Source organism: Pedococcus sp. P2_F6, from assembly GCF_056403675.1.
The window spans coordinates 107,005-123,991 of the sequence record NZ_JBFUEZ010000006.1; the positions used below are offsets into that span (position 1 = coordinate 107,005).

The window sequence follows — 16,987 nt, forward strand, 5'->3', positions numbered from 1 at the left end:
CGGCTCGTCCCGATCAGGCAATGTGCCGCAGCGCGGAGACGCCGCCACGCGTCAGGGACGCGTACGTCACGACCTTCACGACATCGCCGGTCTTCGGCGCCTGAACCACCAATCCGTGGCCGATGTACATACCCACGTGGCCCGGCGCGCTGATGGTTCCGTCGGAGCCGGGGATGAGGACAAGGTCCCCAGGGGCGAGCCGGCCCTCTGTGACCGGGGTGCCCTCGTGCATCTGCGTGTATGTCGTGCGCGTCAGGCGTCGACCACCGGAAGCCCACGCGGCGACCATGAGACTTGAGCAGTCGTATGCCGCAGGCCCGTTCGCGCCGTACACGTACGGCTTCCCAACCTCCGTGAGGGCGAAGGCGACAGCCGCAGCGGCAGCGGCCGATGTCTCAGCGGGAATCGCGTAGTCCTTCGGGAGGCCATGTCGTCCGAGGCTGCCCGCGGCGGGGGTGCCAGTAACGGAGCCGCCACAGTTCTCGCGCCGCGCGTCGATCTCGACCTGGTCGGCTATGCGCCGTGCGAGGGGGAGCTGAGAGCGATAGTTCGAGCCGTCGGCGAAGGCTGACACCTGGACCGCCTGCGCGACCTCCCACGGGAGGCGGCGCTCCCAATTGCGCTGTGCGAGGAGACGATCGAGGAAGAGGTTGGTTGACGCGATCGGGTCCATCCGCTGGCTCGCCCGACCCCATGATCGACGTTGCTGGAAGATCCCGAGGGAGTCATGGTCTGATCCCACTCCGTCATGTGCGTATGCCGCACCCTCCGGATCGTGGGGGTTGGCCAGTACCCGCAGTCCCGACTCCGCGAGCCCCGACATGACGGCTATGACGGCGGCGTCATGACCGCCTCGGGCAGAGGCTGTTGCGGCCACCACTCGCGCGTTGGCTGCGGATGCGGCTGAGAGTCCCGTGATGGTCCCTGTGGTTGAGCAGAGTGACCCGGCCAGGGTGCCGCGCTGAGGCGGGATCTCGCTGCTGACGCTGACGAGGGCGATGCCGCCGGTGGCGCCCATCAGTGACGTGACGGTTGCAACGGCCACCAAGACTGGGGAGAAGTTCATGGTCGGACTAGCCGAGATCGGATACACGATCGGCCGGTGGTCGCCTGCCGCCGTCCCTCATTCACCAGCCGCCACGGTCTGACGCAGCGCGGCCAACTGCCGTGCCTGCCGCAACACGTAGCGCCGTTCCCCTGAAGTCAAGGCAGAGTCCGTCGCGAATAGCAGGAGAAGGCCCCGCCACCCCGACGTCGATCCGGCCATGAGCCTGTGCATGATCCGCCGCTGGGCGGGGGAGTAGCCCAGCGCCTCGAGCATCGCGTGGGTCACGGCCCGCGAGTTGGGGCCGGCCTTGCTCGTCGAAACCGTCAACATGGGATCCGCAGCTCCGGCGGCCTTGGCCGCGTCGATGCGTGACACGAGCACTTCAAACGCGGCCTGAATATGGCTCGGGTCCAAGGGATCCCAGATGACCTGGTTCCGGCACCAGGCTTCGAAAGTCATCATCACGCGACCTCGCTATCAACGAAGTTCACGGGCTCGCCGGCGACGACGCCTGTCATCCCGTGCAGGGCATCCTCTTGCGCCCTTCTTGCTGACCCGTGCTTGCCGCGAACAGCGACACCGCGAAGCATGCGGAAGAGCTCGACCTTGTCCAACTCGCGTGCTTCGCGTTCGTGCTCACCGAGCCAGGACATGGCAGCCAGGAGTTCGTCCTGACGGGCGTCCTCGCCCCCAACCTCCTGCGGGGTCAGTGATCCCATGGGGCAGGCGACTGCACGACCGCGTGTGCAGATTGAATCCTGGACGACCAGCCAGAGGCTGTCGCGTTCGGAGCTGGGCCACCGCAATGGTGGTGTGGCCTCGAGAGCTCGCTGGAGAGCTGTGGCGGCGTTGTCGGTTGCATTCGTGGATCTCATGACCCCTCCATCTAGAGACTGGAACACTGAGATAGTGAGTGAAACTATGACGCAAGGCTAGAGTTTGGATATGACACTGTGGATAACTGAGGCGAAGCGCTGGGCTCTGGGATAGAGCCTCTGTCTGCCCTTGACCCCCTATCCTTGGCGGGTGGCCAGAGATGAGGTCGAGGAGCTGACACTGCTGGTGTCCCGAGAGGTCCGGGCTTGGATGGCCCGTCGAGACGTCAAGCAGGAAGCGTTGGCGAAGGCTCTTGGGATCACGCAGCCCTCCCTCTCAATGCGGCTTCGGGGGCGGACCCGATGGACGGTCCAGGACTTGGCGACCGTCTCCCGAGTCCTCGACGTTCCGGTGTCCGAGCTTCTGTCCACGCTGGATCGCTGACTCTGCCTGCCGGACAACGCGCTCGACGGGGCGTCCCCGTCGGCGGTGGCAAAGCGCGTCGAGGTCCTGAAGGCTCATCGCGCTCAGTCTGTTGGCGTCCGTCTCAAGGATTTCGGCCAAGGTCGCAATGAATTGCCTGGGATCCTTCGGCATCGCTCCTCCTCCCTGCTGGCTGTTTGGACAGCCTGCGGCGGGGGAGACGCCTTGCTACGCAATGGAGTACTACCCGCACAAAAGTGCGGGTGGCTTCCTGGCGGCGACTTGGCCCAAGCGGGCCGCGGGATCGGCTCGCCCAGGGGGATGGGGGCGCAGAGGCCGGACCTGCGCATGAGTGAGCGCGTCCCTTGGCCCACCTTTGGCGCGTCCCCGAGCTGCTGCCTACCGCCCACAATGGGCGTAACTCGCTCTGACAGGGGCGGTGTTCTGCCATCGTCTCCTCCACCGCTGGCGATAGCCTGCCATCCGGACCGGCGCCTCGGCGCGATGATCACCACGCAGGGGCATTGATCAGTGGACTACAACCTCACCAACCTTGGAAGCCTCGACTTCGAGAACATGGTCGCTGCCCTGTTCGAGAAGCAGCTCGGAGTCCGAGTGGGCCAATTCGGGATAGGTCCCGACGCCGGACGCGAGGCTACATTCACGGGGCGGATCACCGACTTGGCCGGCGATTCGTTGGACTGGGATGGCTTTGTGGTCCTGCAGGCCAAGTATCGCGCGCGACCGCTAGGCACGTCCGACGACCAGGACTGGTTGATCAAGCAGGTAGAAAGCGAGTTGCGAGAGTGGGCGAGCACTACATCGGCTAGGCGTGAGGTAGGCGAGATTCCTGACTACCTAGTGATCGCGAGCAATGTGGTACTGACTCCCGCAGCACACGGTGGAGTGAATCGCCTAACTGCAATCCTCAATGCGTTGACCCCCAAGCTCGGAATCAAGGGTTGGCTCGTGTGGCATCACGACAAAATCTGCCGGATGCTGGACAACGCGTCGGACATCCGGCGAGCGTACGCGTCGCTACTAACGAGTGGCGATGTCCTGTCGCAGCTTCAGAACTACCTCGAAGGCGATGCGGCGCTGCTTGGGGACACTGTGCGGACGTTCACGGCCCAGACATTGATCCACCAACGGCACGTTCGCCTGACAGAGTCTGGTGGTTCAGGGAATCTCACGCTCGAGCAGGTGGCGGTGGACCTCCCCTGCGAGCAGGGCACGGGCATGGCCGTGGAGACCTTGCTACAAATCGGGGAGATGGATCTCCGAGCAGGCGCTCATGGAGGCAACACCAACCCAACGCTTCTATTGATGGGTGGGCCCGGACAGGGAAAGTCCACACTGTCCAATCTCTTGGCGCAGGTCTACAGAGTCGCGATGCTGAGGGACGAGCCCGGCCGAAATGGTGCTCAAGCCGCTGAGATCCTCGAGGAAACCCTCAAATGGGCCGGGGCAGCGGGCGTACCCCTTCCCCGGAAACGTCGTTGGCCGATTCGGATCGATCTTGCACAGGAGGAAATTGACGGGTCACTTTTCAAGAACATCACCGCCACGGTTCGACGCCGAACTGGCGTGAAGGTCACGGCGCCCCAACTCCAATCGTGGTTCAAACAGTGGCCGTGGGTGCTTGTTCTGGATGGATTCGACGAGGTTGCCTCAGCCGAGGCGCGGCGGCGGGTGTATGAGAGCGTCACCGACTTCTTGGCGCAGGCCGCTTCAAACGGGTGTGACCTGTTGACGGTCATCACGACTCGGCCGCAGGGTTACGACAACGAGTTCGAAATCCCAGGTGTCTCCCAGATAGTTCTGAAGCCTCTCAACACAGAACAGGCGCTGGGGTACGCACGGAAGTTCGCCAGGCATCACTTCGGCGATGCCGATGAAGATCGGGAATTGGTCCTGCGGCGCCTGAGCTCAACGAGCCGAGATCCGAACGTATCGCGGCTCTTGCAGTCGCCACTCCAAGTCACGATCATGACTCTCCTTCTGGAGGATCATGGGCACGCACCCCGTGATCGCTTCCTTCTCTTCGACGCGTATTACCAGACGATCTACAAGCGGGAGGCAGCTAAGCCGGGCGAGCTCGCAAGAATCCTGAGTGAGCACCGCTCGGACATCGCCAACTTGCATGAACAGAGTGGTCTCGAACTACAGCGGCTAAGCGAAGCCACGGGCAGTTTCGATGCTGCCCTTCCGTCAAAGGAACTACAGGCCCTAGCCAAACGAAGGCTTGTTGAGGCAGGACACGAAGACCAGGAAGCCGAAGGGCTGGCCGCCAAACTTTGGGACGCCGCGAGCAATCGACTAGTCCTTCTCGTCCCCCAGGGCGATGGCGTGGGCTTTGAGGTTCGTAGCCTCCAGGAGTACATGGCGGCACGTGCTCTCACCGGTGGCGCCGAGAGTGACGTTGCCCGTCGGCTACATGCGGTGGCCCGCTCGGCGCATTGGCGAAACACGTGGCTGTTTGCTCTGGCGCGCGTCCTCCAAGAGCGCGAACACATGCTCCCCCAAGTAGTCGCCGTCATCCGAGAACCTGGCGATGATCCGCTGGCGCGCCAGCTCGGGATCGGCGTCGAGCTTGCAGCGGCTCTAGCGCTGGAGGGTACCGGCGCCCACCTCCCGCGGTTTCGCCGCGAATTGCTCGAGACCCTCCTCGAGGCTTTCGAGCTGCCGCCTCTGCCGTTTCCAGTCTCTGTTGCCCTCAGTCAGCTAGCTGGCGAAAGTGCCGTGTACAAGACGAAAATCTTCAACGTCTTGGCCCGGGCAGAGGCTGGCCTGCCGGCGGACAAGGCAGCCGCACTGCAACACGTGCTTGGGCCTCTCACCGTAGGCAACGGCCCTCTCGCAGTTTCCGCGAGACACACTCTCTCCCGGCTCACGCTCGACTCTGCCCAGAAGGAGGCGATCGCGCAGCTAAGAGTGCGATACGACAAGCAACTTAGTGCCTGCGCCTTAGAGGAGCTCGCTGCGTTCCTCCGCATCAAGCCGGAGGACCTCGTCGATTCGAGCGAAAGCCGCCGCGTAGAGGCCTGGATGCGCCAACTAAGGCGACACCGCGTTCAGGTCCTAAAGGCAGCTCCCGCAGTAGTCATCGGCACGTGGACTGGAGGGGAGAATCGTCGAGAACTGCCGTATCCGGAGGGATCGGAATCACGGCTGGCTATCCAGACTTCCCTCGAGAGCATCTCGCCTGAAGGTTGGGGCGCTGCAATACAGATCACGGATTCCCTTTGGCGCGCGCTGCGTCGAGCACCGGTGGGTGGCTTGGTGTAGACCCGCGCGTCTCGATTGCGTGGTTGGGCCGCACGCCGCACGCTAGGTGCCATCTGTACTGCCAGCGATCCGGTCGTACCAGTGCGCGCACGCCGGACGTTGCATCACCACGGGACGACACGCCCACCAGCGGAACAACATGTCGCTGGGCGCGTCATGATGGCACCATGCTGCTCTCGTGGGGACGACGATCCATCGAGCTCCGGCCAGTGGGGTATCAGTTCCCTGACCCTCCAGGGGATGGGGGCGAGTGGAACTGGGATGCCAACTGGCTCCTGATCCGCGGCGAGGTACATGACGGAGACGTCGCGTGGCATTTCGTGGACCCCTGCCTAACTACGCGAGATGCTCGTGAAGTGCTCGACTGGCTGCTGGCGATCGCCGACGGCCGACCCGCCAGCCAGCATCTCGCCTTCCTCGAGCCGAACGTTCATTTCGAGGTGTTGTCTTCGACCGAACGGGAAGTCGCCTTGGCGGTGTACTTTGCCCAGGAGTCCTCGCCTCCTGGCTCCGTCGGAGAGAGCCGGCTCGGCGAGGGTCACCGGGTACCAATTTGGCTCGATCCGAATGCGCTGCACCGCGCCGCTGATCAGTGGCGAGATGAGATCGCCGCCTACCCCGAGAGGTGACGTAGCCCGCATGCATGTCCTCGATGGGGCCACACGCAAGACTTTGTGGGAGTATCACCTCCCGTGAGGCCGGCTGCTCAGAGCTGGCGGCTATCGATCAAGCGGGAAAGCCGCCGCGAAGGCGTCCTGCGCCGCAGCCTCGGCCGCGTCAACGTTGATGGCGTAGTCACCGACTCGGACCGTGTACTCCGATCCTTTGCGGGAGAACCACGGGACGGGCCTCTCGCCAGCCGTGGCATGGTTCTTACCGAACCCCACCAGATACTCGTCGAGGTGCGCAACCACGTCGCGGGCATCCTGGGTGTCGCTCGCGGTGGCCGCCAGGTTCGCGATCGCCTCATCGAGTGGCTCAAGGTCCTCCGGCCTTGCGAGCTGTCTTGCCAAGCTGAGCAACTGCATCAGCCGTTGCAGGCCGAGGAGGAAGAAGATCCCATCCGACTGGTGCTCCGTGTGCACAACAGAATGGCTCTTGCGGAGCCGGTCGGCTTGTAAGGCCACACCCTCGACAGCCAGATACAGCTGCCCAATCACAGTCGAAAGAGCTTCGCGGCGCTCTACATCCGACAGTCCATCGAGGTGCTCCCGGAACTGCTCGCTGCGGCTCTTCTGGCTCATACGACCAGTCTCCACGAACCGAGCAGCCAGCCGGGCGCGTATCCGCCGACGGTCGACGAAGGCTTCGAATCGGCTGCCCGACAAGGCTTATCGGTCCACCGCATCAGACGCGACTCGGCTGAGCTGCCCGACTAGGTCCCGCCGATTTTGGTAGTGCCGACGGGCGAGTCATTTCGCCGCCAGTCGCCCCGCCCCGGATTCCCCGTTGTCAGGCGCGTGTTGTGCGGCGTCTACCAGACTTTCGGACGAGTTCGTCCAGCTAACGGGTGAATACAGGTCTCCCCTGCGTCCAGTGTGCGAGCGAGAGCTGCACTCTGGCTTTTCGTTGCTCCCCGTCGTTTGAAGGAACACCTATGAGCCGCACTTGGTCCACATCAATCCCAGCCTGGGTGCTGGTTGGCATGGTCTTGACTGGGTGCTCATCTGGGGAGCCGCAGACGGCAGGCAGTCGCGCGCCATCTGCCGACGCACGGGCGCTGGCGAGTGAGGGGTGTCGGACAGTCGACGGTTCTGCCCACGTGGAGCTCCAAGGAAACTTGGGGGCTCAATTTGATGCTCAAGCGGCTGACAGAGGCTCTGGATCGGAGAAACTCGCGAGGGCCGCCAAGCAGGACCCGAGGTACAACGAGGCGGCCACGAAGCTCAAGGCACTTGCCGAGCAGTCCGCACGGAACGCGGCGAACTACAAGTCGAATCCCGAGGCATTGGCGCAGGAAGCATTGCAAGGAGGCGTTGAAAACTCCCCAGTCGTGAGGTCGATCGTCGAGGCACGCTCGGCCTGCGCAACTCTGGGGCTGCCTACCAAGCCGTAGCGGCTGGCGCTCACGTGCGTCATACCGCCGCGAGATGACCACAGGCAGGAGCCGATCTATGAGCCGCCCGCGTGATTGGTCGAATGTGCCTCTCCTCTTGAGAGTTCGGCTCGCCACCAAGCGCCGCCCTCGATTCGCTCGACCCGGCGCAGGATGAGGTCGCCGTGGGCAAAGTCCTCCAGCTCTACACGGGACAGCGGCCACGGCGGTCCCTTCACCTCGGCCCCTTCGTCCCGGGTGGTCGCAAGGACCAGCAGCGTGCCTTCTGGTGCCACTAGCGAGCCGATCTTCTGCGCAGCTTCCGTGTGCTGCTCTGGCGGCATCGATTGCACGGTGAGACTTTCTACGACCAGGTCGAACCGACGCTGCCACTCACCAGGAAGGTCCAGGACATCGGCAACGAGGTACTTCACCTCGCTGGCGGGATACTTCCGCCGCGCTGCAGCGATCGCGGTCGGCGCGAAGTCGAACCCGGTGGTGCGATATCCCAGCGAGGCAAGGTACTCGCCGTCAGCTCCGTAGCCACACCCGACGACCAACGCCTCGCGGCCACCCCCGGCCAGGTTCTGCGCCTCAGCCCACGCCACGAGCTGTGGACGAGGGGCGCCGTAGTCCCAGGGCGGCTTGGCCCCACCCGCCTCCGCGCCGGCGTATATCCCCTCGAACATGCCGAATGGCTCGGTCGTCACCGCTCGAGACTACCGACCACGTTGTTTCAAGGCACCAGTACAGACCAGAGAGGAGGCATGAGGGACTGATCCACCAATCGGTGTCGACTCGTGCCTGTCCCATTCCGCCGCCAGCGAGGTACGTGCCTACTCGCGGATGCGGTACACCGGATTGCCGGTATTGATCTCAACCACGCGGTCGTCGCGGATCCGGTAAACCGGTGTTCCCGTATTGATCTCAACCACGCGGTCGTCGCGGATCCGGAACACCGGTGTCCCCGTGTTGATCTCAACCACGCGGTCGTCGCGGATCCGGAACACCGGTGTCCCCGTGTTGATCTCAACCCAACGCGTCATGCATCGATCATCGCTTCAATGGACCGGGAGGTCGAACCGGGCGCGTCACTTCGTCGCCTTTGCGTCTGATCGCCGCGAGTCGTGTGACCATGGGCGCTCAGCCGTGTTGGATCGCCTCTGTTTCGGGGATGCGAACCCGTACTTCGCCCTTCCTCCCGGAGATAGCTTCCTTAGTCCCGGACCCGACCGGGAACTCCGAAGCAAGTGCGGTAAGTCCCTCGGCGAGAATCACGGCTGGCTCGAGATACCCGCGCCAACTCACTGGCTCGAGAGCCAACCGTTCAGCAAACTCAGAAATCTCGGCTACCACCCAGTGGCTCGAAGCAAAAATGATCTCATCTCGTTCCGATAGCTTGCCCAATTCACCAGCAATCTGGGTTCGGCGGCTTTTCGGCACCTTTTGTGCGAGCCGCTCGTCGGAAATCGGAAGAGTGTTGAATCCCTTGACCAGGGCCAGTAGATGGGAGGCTGCACGCAACAACTCAGTGCGGGCATCGAGATCCGGCGGCTTGGAGAGATCGTCAGGAAAGTCCACATCCCCCCCAAGCCGGGCGCGCCCGATCGGTTCGAATCGTCCCACGATTCTGTTTGACAGGGAATGCTCCGCTCGAAGATTGGGGTCCCGGGCCTCAAGAAGGGCTTCGACGCCGGGCTACGGACGCAATCAGTCGATCCCTTGCGCATCGCGACGGCGTCCAGACGACGCCCTACTCTGGAGACATGCCGTCACAGTCCGAGAGCCAAGGTCACACCAGCTCCGTGACGGTCGCCTTCTCGGCTGCCTTCGCTGCCTACCTCCTGATTCACATCTGGGCGGCCGCCGGCCCGTCGCTGATTGTCTTTGCCTTGACGTTCATCGTGGTGCGGGGGATGGCCGCTCGGACCGTAGCGTCTCCGGGCCGAACCTCCCATGGGAGCGGCATCCGGCCGCCGGTTGATCTAGGCAAGCCGTCGGAGGATTTGGCGCCCCACAACGAAGTCAGCAGTAGGCGGCCGCGGCGACAGGCTGAGCCGTAGCATGCCTGGCTTTCTGGACAAGGCTCTCGAAGGGGTCAGCACCGCGCGAGACTTCTCTCTTGTGCTTCTCAGCGGCGGAGCCATGTTCTTGGGCGACGGCGCAACCGACCTGATTCCGCACGTTGAGCCCAGCGCTGCCGCCCTCGGTGCTGCTGCTGTGTCACTAGGTGTCGCAAAGGCGGTCGACGCGGTCCGGTACCGGTCCACCAAACAGGATCGTGAGGCGAACGCGAGTGCCGCCCGGGCGGAGGTGCTCCTTGCACGAGCCCGGCGACTCCTCGTCTTCTTCGAGGAAGAACAGGACTACGTCCCGACCCAGCAGTTGCGTAGGTCGATTGCCCTGTATGAAGTGGGTGCATGGACTGAGGCCCAATTGACGTCCACTGTGGAGATGTTGACTCTGGGCCTCGCCGAGGCTGAGGAGGGATTGGGCCCACTTGCATAGGCGGGGCCTCCGAAATCCGCCGCCCCGGGCGGATCTATCAAATGTCCCATGGCGCTCATGCCGATGGAACTTCCGCCAGCGCGCACTCGGCAGTGCTGTCGCACGCCGGCAGCACGCGCATTCTGACCTAGTGGAGACGCGTCATTCCGCCGCGTGCTGGGCACCGCTGACCTACTCGGTATTGGAGGCGACTTTCGGGCGCTCACGTCCGCTGCGGCAATAGTCCGGATTTCGCCACTAACCGCCGACCTCTCGGGCACCATGAGGTTGTGGGGATACTTGCGTATCGGGGCGCCGATGACTACGCGACCTTGCGCACAAGCACCGTAGAACGCGCTCTCGCTGAGCGGCCCTCGGGGTGGGCCCTAGGCGCATTGGCGCAGCGCTTGGGACCGCTATTCGACGTTGGCGACGTCCTGGTCGTTCTCCGCCGACGGCCGGACCTCTTTCTGAAGTGGGAGGGACGTTGGTTGAGCAGGGCCGCCTCTCTCGACCAGTCCCCGCGAACACTCCGATGGGACTTCGACAAGGGGCACGTGCCTGAAGAGTGGCATGTCTTCAGTAATCCCAGGGGCGCTGCAAAAGGATGGCGCGCTTGGTGCCAGGGCATTCAGGAGCTGGCATTCAACCCTCAGACATCACACCTCGCTCTAACTGTCGGCGAGGGCCGTCATCCCGAATTGCGACTTCACGTCGATCACACGGTGTTGTTGGGGCGGGCGGCGTGGGTGCTCTGGGCGGTCACAGATGACCGGGATGTAGCAGCAACCCTGAATGCTGAGGGCTTCTTCCTATGGCGCCAGTCAGACGTGGAGTCGATGGTTGATGTGACTCACCGGATCACACTGAGCACAGGGACACTCACAGGTCCGATGCTCGCAACGTGGACGCTGCACACGCCCCTCGACTTGGCTCAGAGCCTCACCCACGTTCTAGTCAGATGTCTTGGCATTCTGTCGCCGACTGCCGTCGACCAGCGTGTTGAGTCGGATCACCTCCCCACGAGTGACATGAGGGCGTTCGACGTAGCCCGACGATTATGGGCGCGGCGTCAGGCAGGCGAGACGATTGCACACTGCCTCAAGTGCGGCAACGCACTTTCCGATCCAAATTCGGCAGCCCTGGGCTACGGCCCAGAGTGTGCTGCTCGTCTTGGACTCGGAGTTGTCCGAGCACTAGCACGCGGGAAGGACGGGGTCCTCTTCATGGGGGCGAAACCTCTGGCGGTGGTACGTGACCGTATGCGAGCGGAGGTAGGAATCTAGCGGCTACGGCCTGAGTTGCCCCGACGGACCTGATCTCAGCACCTCGTGAGCTTGTGAGAGCGGGGCCGCGACCTGTGTTGACTGTGCGTCATTTCGCCGGCTGACGGCGTATGGCGACCTGTGGAGTCGTCCAGAGTTGGGCAACCGTCACGCAGTACCTCGGACGCAGCCTGGTGGCGTGGCGGGCGGCCGCTCGCTGCTGCCACGGCGGCCGCCCAAGGCCGACGACCTACAGATGCGGGAGAGGACACCGTCCCTGCGTGCCCCAGATCGGCCTGTCAGTCACGGTACGCCCGTTTCCAGCCGCGGAGAAGGATGAACTGGCGGTCGGATACGCGGGCGGGCGCGGCGCAACGCCGGCGGTACAGGGGGCTCGCCGGTTGCACTACACGCGCCCGCCCGCTGACCCTCGGAAGGGCTCTGCGAACGGTACTGCTGCAGCTGGGTGTTGCACAGGGACAGAACGGACGGCCGCTCCAACCCCCTGTTGGGGAGTGGCCGTCCTGGATCTGGACGTCGATCACTCAACAGACGGGGTCTGGGTCTGCGGGCCAACTATCGACCTGGCAAAAGACGGTACTCCCGAAGGGAGCCGCAGAATGGACGTTCCGGAGATCAGCCGCTGCTCGTTCGACAGCCCACCGCTGCCCGACTTCGGGCCGTGAGTCTTTCCGCCGCCTTGAGGACGGCTCTCGAGATGGCCGGCGACCGGCGGGCTAGGTCCCCGACTCGGGCAACGGTAGGAAGTGGAAACGCCGGGGCCGGTTTGTCCATCGACAGGCCCTCGGCTGGCGCGTAGCGTCGAAGAGGCCCCGCCGAGACTGTCCCGGGCCGCCCCTGTCTGGGCCGGGGCGGACCCGAGGAAGCGAGGGCAGCCGCATGAGTTATGGCGTCGTTCACCAGTTCAAGGGCGGCACGAAGGATCAGTACGAGGCATCGATCGCGGCGGTGCACCCGACCGACGGAAGCCTGCCGGCTGGGCAGGTGTACCACGCGGCCGGCCCGTCCGCAGACGGGTGGACCATCGTGGCCGTGCACGACACTAAGGAAAGCTGGGAGACCTTCCGCGACTCGACCCTGATGCCACGCATGCAGCAAGGAATCCCCGGTGGGTTCACCGAACCTCCGCAGGAGTCGGTGTTCGAAGTGGTCAACGAAGTCAGGGCACCTGCGCACGCCTGAACCGCACAGGACGCGATGACCGAACCCGAGCGAGTGCCAGAGTACGCACCGCCGTCCTGGGACCCGGACTGCCAGGCAGTCCGGGTCCGAGGCGTCCCCAGCTGGCCCGGCCAGGTCCGGCCCAAGAGGCGCGTCACGCCGCCGCCGATGGGTCGGTGAGTCAGTCCTCGAGTTTGGTGAGGACTCGCTGGACCGTGAGCCAGCTCCGTGTGGTGATGTCCTTGCTGTAGGTCTTTTCCAGCCACCTCATGAAGTCTGACCCTTCTCTGGGATTGCTGTTGTCGGTGACTGCTAGAAGGCTCGGGCTGCGGGGTCATATCTGGCGACGCTTGTGGGCCGATCTGGGTCCGAAGGCAGGACGTTGGGAAGGGCGGCAGCGGCTTTGAGAAACGTGGCCGTGAGGTAGGTGCGGCTTTCGTGGGTCAAGCCCGGGAAGGGGTCGCTCTGCACCAGTGAGCGCATCTCTGCGTGGGCGCGGATGATCGTGCAGCTCCTGACGCCGAGGAGGTCCCTGAGCGCATCCTCGACTCGTTGTTCGAGTGTCGGCACGTCCGTCGAGCCCGCGCGAAAAGTGATGTTGCCGCTTGCCAGGACCGACCGGACATCCTTCAACCCGAGCGCCAGGAAGGCCTCGCACAGCTTGTCGTTCGTCATGTTCTTGCCGCTGGGCGCAATACCCCGGAGGAACGCCACGTATCGCTGCATGACGCTGACCATACGGGCGACACGCGAGCGGCATTGACGCTCTGAGGTTGCTCTGGACAGTGCCAGAGGCAGCCGCATCCACCGCGAGCCCGATGGTCCTCGCTCCGCAAGCGGTCGAGAAATGACCGAGGCGGGCCGCCTACGGCTGGACGAGCAACGCTGCGACACCGTCAAGTACGACCTTGAGGCCGGCGTGGAACTCCTTGCCGTAGTCGTAGCCCGGCTTGAGGACGTGCTCGACGGTCAGCTCGAACAGGTACGGGAACTCGGAGGCAGGAAACGTCTCCATGATGGCTCCAGTCATGGCAGCCAGTTCCGACTCGTCCCGGAAGGGCAGGTTGACCTCTTGGAGCACGAAGCCGTGCACGTAGCTGTCGACCACCGAGATTGCGTGGGCCGCCTGGAGGACCGAAAAACCACCCTCGCGGAAGCACCGGATCCCCGTCTCCAGGAGCCCTAGAGTGGCTGGCCCTGGGCTGGTCCTTGACGCCATCAAGCTCACCGCCCAGGGGTGGCGGCGTAGGCCTGCTCGGGTGTGGTTGGCCCGCTCGCTGATCGCAGCCCGCCAGTCCGTGGACGGCATGGGGCGCTCGATCTCGGCGGCAACGAGCTCTACCAACCCGTCCAAGATCTGGTTCTTGCTCTTGACGTAGTGGTACAGAGAGGCCGCCTCGACGCCCAGCTCGCCGGCCAGCCGGCGCATCGTGACCGCTTCCAAGCCGTCGTCGTCGGCGACGGCCAGCGCGACCTGCAGCGCCCGTTCCAGGTTGAGCGGCGCCTTGGTGGCGACGTCGGTCGGCCTGCGTCCCACGGGTCCTGCCTCTCCTGGTGACCATTCCATGAACCTGCCGGCACCCGGCCCTCGACAATCTAACGCCGTTAGAGTAACGTCCCAACTCCAATCTAACACCGTTAGAAACGAGTTCTCGGACCCGCTCCTGACGCAATCGGAAGGTCACGCCGTGAGCACTACGAGAGCTCCGCTGTCCAGTACGACTGCTCCGCCGTCAAGGAGGGGAGTTGCGAGCGCGGTCGGGATCCTGTTCGTCGTTCAGATGGTCACCGCGATGTTCGGCACGACTTTGATCCAGGCGTTCGTCGACGGCGATCCCGATCGCGCGCCAATGACGGTCGGCGTCGCCCTGATGGGTGTTTCAGGCTTCGCCGTTGTCGGGATCGGCCTGCTGGTGTACCCAGTGCTGAAGCAGGTGAACCCAACCCTCGCCGTCTGGTACCCCATCCTCAGGGTTGTCGAGTGCCTCGTCTCAGCAGCCTGCGGCGTCTACCTTCTGGCTGCATCGCAGGTCGTCACGAACCACCTCCTGTGGGTCTACGTTCCGACCGGCATCGGCGGCATCGTCCTCTGCAACCTGCTCTTCGTCGGGCGGCTGGTCCCGCGACCCATCGCCCTGCTCGGTCTGGTGGGCTACGCCTCGCTGACGATCGGAGTCCCTCTCGACCTGTTCGGCGTCCTCGACATGGGCGCGGGAGTCGGAATGCTGCTTGTGGCCCCCGGCGGGCTGTTCGAGTTGGTGTTCCTTCCGATCTGGTTGATCGCCAAGGGGTTCAGGCAGCTGCCCTCCACCGCCGACCTCCGCTCCTCCACTCTGGTCACTGCCCACTGACCGTTCGCGGACACCAGCCGAACAGCTGGCCTGTCACGCATTGAGCAGCGAGGGACGATCTCGCCCGAACCGCAGGGCTCGGGCTCGACGTCCTTCTCCGCTGGAGAAGGTGCGTCACACCGCCGCCAGCGACGTGGTGTGAGCCCCCTGCGGGCCACGTCTTGGTCTCGCACTAGTGATACTGATCAATATGCCTCTTCGTCTGCACCACATCGTTGTCGACGCCCACGACCTACCCTCCCTCGCTCGGTTCTGGGCTGAGGCTCTCGGCTGGCGGGTCCTGTCCGTCCGCGAGCAAGAGGTGGTCGTTGGAGCGGCGCCTGATGCGCCCATCGGTTTGTGTTTCATGCCGGCCGGGTCGACTCGCAAGACCGTCAAGAACCGTGCGCACCTGGACTTGACGACGACAGCCGAGGATCGCGAAGCAGAGATCGCGAGATTGATCGCCCTCGGTGCCCGCCAGGTCGACATTGGCCAAACCGGTCGGGAGTCATGGGACGTGCTCGCCGACCCCGAAGGCAACGAGTTCTGCGTCGTGCGCCCGAGGATCTCGTTGGTGGGCTGACGGCCTCCGGAGCGCGGTTCAAGGCTGCGTCTTTTCGCCGCATGACGGCCAAGCTGGCGGATACATGGGCAGCACTCGTAGCGTGCACCCTTCACGTCATCGCCTTCGGGGCGCTCCACGCTCCCACCAATCGACCACCGGACGCTCAAGGATGATGTTCGCGGCCAGCTCGGGGTCACCAAGGTTGCAGAACTTCCATAGTTCCTTGGCCGCCCGTGAGTACTGGAACAGGACCTGATCAACGTCGAAGGCATCCAACTCGCGGCCGCGGAAGCGATCGATCGCGTCGCCCACGCGCTGTACCAGGAGAGCCAACTGGCTCTCGTGGTAACGCCCCACGGCCTCTCGAGCGGCTTGTCGGTCGGACTTGGTGGTCACTGATTGAGGCTAGTCCGAGACCTCGCAACCGCGCGACCTGCGGCAGATGCGGACGTGCTGCTTGTGGACTGCCCACCCTCGGGAACCGAGCCCAACGGTGGGATCGGATGCCCTATCGTTGGCCGGTGCCCAACCAACTCATGCCGTTCCTCGCGGTCATCTCGTTGCTCACGGTGACTCCCGGGCCAGACATGGCCTTGGTGCTTCGTAACGGGATTCGCGGAGGCGTCCGGACCGCTTGGTGGACGGGTCTTGGCTGCTGTGCGGGTATCGCGGTCTACGCGGCCGCTTCTGCGGTCGGGCTGGCGGCGGTGCTGGCCGCCTCCGCCGCCGCGTTCACGGTCATCAAGTTCGCTGGTGCGGCCTACCTCATCTATCTAGGGGTAACGGCGCTCGTGCACTCCCGAAAGGCGGCAGGCGCCGCCGGCCAAGTGGTGGCCCTAGGTGGCGTCCCCGAGGCGGTACTCGGACGCAAGCAGGCGTTCCGCCAGGGGCTCATGAGCAACCTCCTCAACCCAAAGATTGCGCTGATCTTCCTGACGCTCATTCCGCAGTTCATCTCGCGCGGAGAGGAGCCGTTCGCCACTACAGCAGTTCTCGCTGCGGCGTTCCTCGGCATGGGGATCGTGTGGTGGCGAATCTTCTCGCTTGCCGTCGGCGTTCTAGGGAGCATCATGGCGCGTGACAGAGTGCGCGTCGCTGTTGAGCGGGTCACGGGCCTCGTGCTCATCGCACTCGGTGTGAGGGTCGCCGTCGCCCATCACTGACGCGACCGCTCATCGGTGCGGGCTTAGGCGATCAACGCAACGCGCAGCCCTCGATCTTGGCGCCCGGCAGCATTTCCACGTAGACCAGTTGCACCCCGACCTCGGCGTACCGGGCGGGCAGATCGGCCGGTGAAGTCCTCCGGCACGTGGACAGCAGGCCCTGCCAAAAGGGGGGCGTTGGCAGGGCCGGCTGTTAGCGTTCGTCTCCTGGGTCCGAACCGACCCTGTGAGGGTGACGCAGGGTGAGCCTTGCTCAGTGTTCCGGGAGTGAAATTCGTATTCAGTTGTCCTTGCTGGGGGAGCTCAAACACTAAACAGGCCCTAGAGGCTCGACCATCGGCTGTTCGGGCGGACGGGTCTCCGTCGCCTGCTGTAGACGGCT

19 protein-coding genes are annotated in these 16,987 nt (G+C 64.2%); 9 read left to right on the forward strand and 10 right to left on the reverse strand.

What is annotated here, in order from left to right:
* Positions 1-13 precede the first annotated feature (13 nt).
* From AC1DWP_RS17270 to AC1DWP_RS17280, 3 genes are read right to left on the reverse strand one after another with little or no spacing between them, the layout of a single operon-like run.
* Positions 14-1,066: a C40 family peptidase gene (locus AC1DWP_RS17270; protein ID WP_477615718.1), complete on the reverse strand. Its 1,053-nt coding sequence runs from the start codon at positions 1,064-1,066 to the stop codon at positions 14-16.
* A gap of 57 nt (positions 1,067-1,123) precedes the next feature.
* Complete coding sequence (locus tag AC1DWP_RS17275; protein WP_477615719.1) at positions 1,124-1,513, reverse strand: hypothetical protein; 390 nt, start codon at positions 1,511-1,513, stop codon at positions 1,124-1,126.
* Positions 1,510-1,767: a hypothetical protein gene (locus AC1DWP_RS17280; protein ID WP_477615720.1), complete on the reverse strand. Its 258-nt coding sequence runs from the start codon at positions 1,765-1,767 to the stop codon at positions 1,510-1,512. Before AC1DWP_RS17280 ends, AC1DWP_RS17275 begins: the two co-directional genes overlap by 4 nt.
* Positions 1,768-2,074: 307 nt before the next feature.
* On the opposite strand from AC1DWP_RS17280, the gene AC1DWP_RS17285 reads away from it, so the two are divergent.
* From AC1DWP_RS17285 to AC1DWP_RS17295, 3 genes are all read left to right on the forward strand, one after another.
* On the forward strand, positions 2,075-2,308 hold the full coding sequence (locus tag AC1DWP_RS17285; protein ID WP_477615721.1) for a helix-turn-helix domain-containing protein: 234 nt from the start codon (positions 2,075-2,077) through the stop codon (positions 2,306-2,308).
* A 510-nt stretch (positions 2,309-2,818) separates the two neighbouring features.
* The gene (locus AC1DWP_RS17290) at positions 2,819-5,575 is read left to right on the forward strand and encodes an NACHT domain-containing protein (protein ID WP_477615722.1); all 2,757 of its coding nucleotides are present in this window, start codon (positions 2,819-2,821) and stop codon (positions 5,573-5,575) included.
* Positions 5,576-5,742: 167 nt separating this feature from the next.
* Positions 5,743-6,204, forward strand: a complete 462-nt coding sequence (locus tag AC1DWP_RS17295; RefSeq protein WP_477615723.1) for a WapI family immunity protein — start codon at positions 5,743-5,745, stop codon at positions 6,202-6,204.
* A gap of 90 nt (positions 6,205-6,294) precedes the next feature.
* On the opposite strand, the gene AC1DWP_RS17300 is transcribed toward AC1DWP_RS17295, so the two are convergent.
* The 4 genes from AC1DWP_RS17300 to AC1DWP_RS17315 form a co-directional block, all read right to left on the reverse strand.
* Entirely contained in the window at positions 6,295-6,819 is a 525-nt protein-coding gene (locus tag AC1DWP_RS17300; protein ID WP_477615724.1) for a hypothetical protein, read from the reverse strand.
* An 868-nt stretch (positions 6,820-7,687) separates the two neighbouring features.
* Positions 7,688-8,320, reverse strand: coding sequence for a class I SAM-dependent methyltransferase (locus tag AC1DWP_RS17305; RefSeq protein ID WP_477615725.1), 633 nt, complete (start codon positions 8,318-8,320; stop codon positions 7,688-7,690).
* 126 nt (positions 8,321-8,446) lie between these two features.
* The gene (locus tag AC1DWP_RS17310; RefSeq protein ID WP_477615726.1) at positions 8,447-8,656 is read right to left on the reverse strand and encodes a hypothetical protein; all 210 of its coding nucleotides are present in this window, start codon (positions 8,654-8,656) and stop codon (positions 8,447-8,449) included.
* A 97-nt stretch (positions 8,657-8,753) separates the two neighbouring features.
* A complete protein-coding gene (locus tag AC1DWP_RS17315) occupies positions 8,754-9,191 on the reverse strand; it encodes a hypothetical protein (protein ID WP_477615727.1) in 438 nt (145 codons plus the stop codon).
* Between the two features lie 483 nt (positions 9,192-9,674).
* On the opposite strand from AC1DWP_RS17315, the gene AC1DWP_RS17320 reads away from it, so the two are divergent.
* From AC1DWP_RS17320 to AC1DWP_RS17330, 3 genes are all read left to right on the forward strand, one after another.
* On the forward strand, positions 9,675-10,118 hold the full coding sequence (locus AC1DWP_RS17320; protein WP_477615728.1) for a hypothetical protein: 444 nt from the start codon (positions 9,675-9,677) through the stop codon (positions 10,116-10,118).
* Between the two features lie 1,010 nt (positions 10,119-11,128).
* A complete protein-coding gene (locus tag AC1DWP_RS17325) occupies positions 11,129-11,383 on the forward strand; it encodes a DUF6011 domain-containing protein (RefSeq protein ID WP_477615758.1) in 255 nt (84 codons plus the stop codon).
* Positions 11,384-12,262: 879 nt separating this feature from the next.
* Complete coding sequence (locus tag AC1DWP_RS17330; protein WP_477615729.1) at positions 12,263-12,565, forward strand: hypothetical protein; 303 nt, start codon at positions 12,263-12,265, stop codon at positions 12,563-12,565.
* A gap of 291 nt (positions 12,566-12,856) precedes the next feature.
* Here the strand turns inward: AC1DWP_RS17330 and AC1DWP_RS17335 are convergent, their stop codons facing one another.
* Together AC1DWP_RS17335 and AC1DWP_RS17340 are read right to left on the reverse strand one after the other, a co-directional pair.
* Complete coding sequence (locus tag AC1DWP_RS17335) at positions 12,857-13,270, reverse strand: DUF1697 domain-containing protein (protein WP_477615730.1); 414 nt, start codon at positions 13,268-13,270, stop codon at positions 12,857-12,859.
* A 139-nt stretch (positions 13,271-13,409) separates the two neighbouring features.
* Complete coding sequence (locus AC1DWP_RS17340) at positions 13,410-14,081, reverse strand: TetR/AcrR family transcriptional regulator (protein ID WP_477615731.1); 672 nt, start codon at positions 14,079-14,081, stop codon at positions 13,410-13,412.
* Between the two features lie 28 nt (positions 14,082-14,109).
* Here AC1DWP_RS17340 and AC1DWP_RS17345 point away from each other — a divergent pair, with 28 nt between their 5' ends.
* Both AC1DWP_RS17345 and AC1DWP_RS17350 read left to right on the forward strand, forming a co-directional pair.
* On the forward strand, positions 14,110-14,895 hold the full coding sequence (locus AC1DWP_RS17345; protein WP_477615732.1) for a DUF4386 domain-containing protein: 786 nt from the start codon (positions 14,110-14,112) through the stop codon (positions 14,893-14,895).
* Positions 14,896-15,085: 190 nt separating this feature from the next.
* Positions 15,086-15,460, forward strand: a complete 375-nt coding sequence (locus tag AC1DWP_RS17350) for a VOC family protein (RefSeq protein ID WP_477615733.1) — start codon at positions 15,086-15,088, stop codon at positions 15,458-15,460.
* 96 nt (positions 15,461-15,556) lie between these two features.
* On the opposite strand, the gene AC1DWP_RS17355 is transcribed toward AC1DWP_RS17350, so the two are convergent.
* Entirely contained in the window at positions 15,557-15,838 is a 282-nt protein-coding gene (locus AC1DWP_RS17355) for a hypothetical protein (RefSeq protein WP_477615734.1), read from the reverse strand.
* A 125-nt stretch (positions 15,839-15,963) separates the two neighbouring features.
* Between AC1DWP_RS17355 and AC1DWP_RS17360 the strand changes: the two genes are divergently transcribed.
* On the forward strand, positions 15,964-16,605 hold the full coding sequence (locus tag AC1DWP_RS17360) for a LysE family translocator (RefSeq protein WP_477615735.1): 642 nt from the start codon (positions 15,964-15,966) through the stop codon (positions 16,603-16,605).
* Positions 16,606-16,987 lie beyond the last annotated feature (382 nt).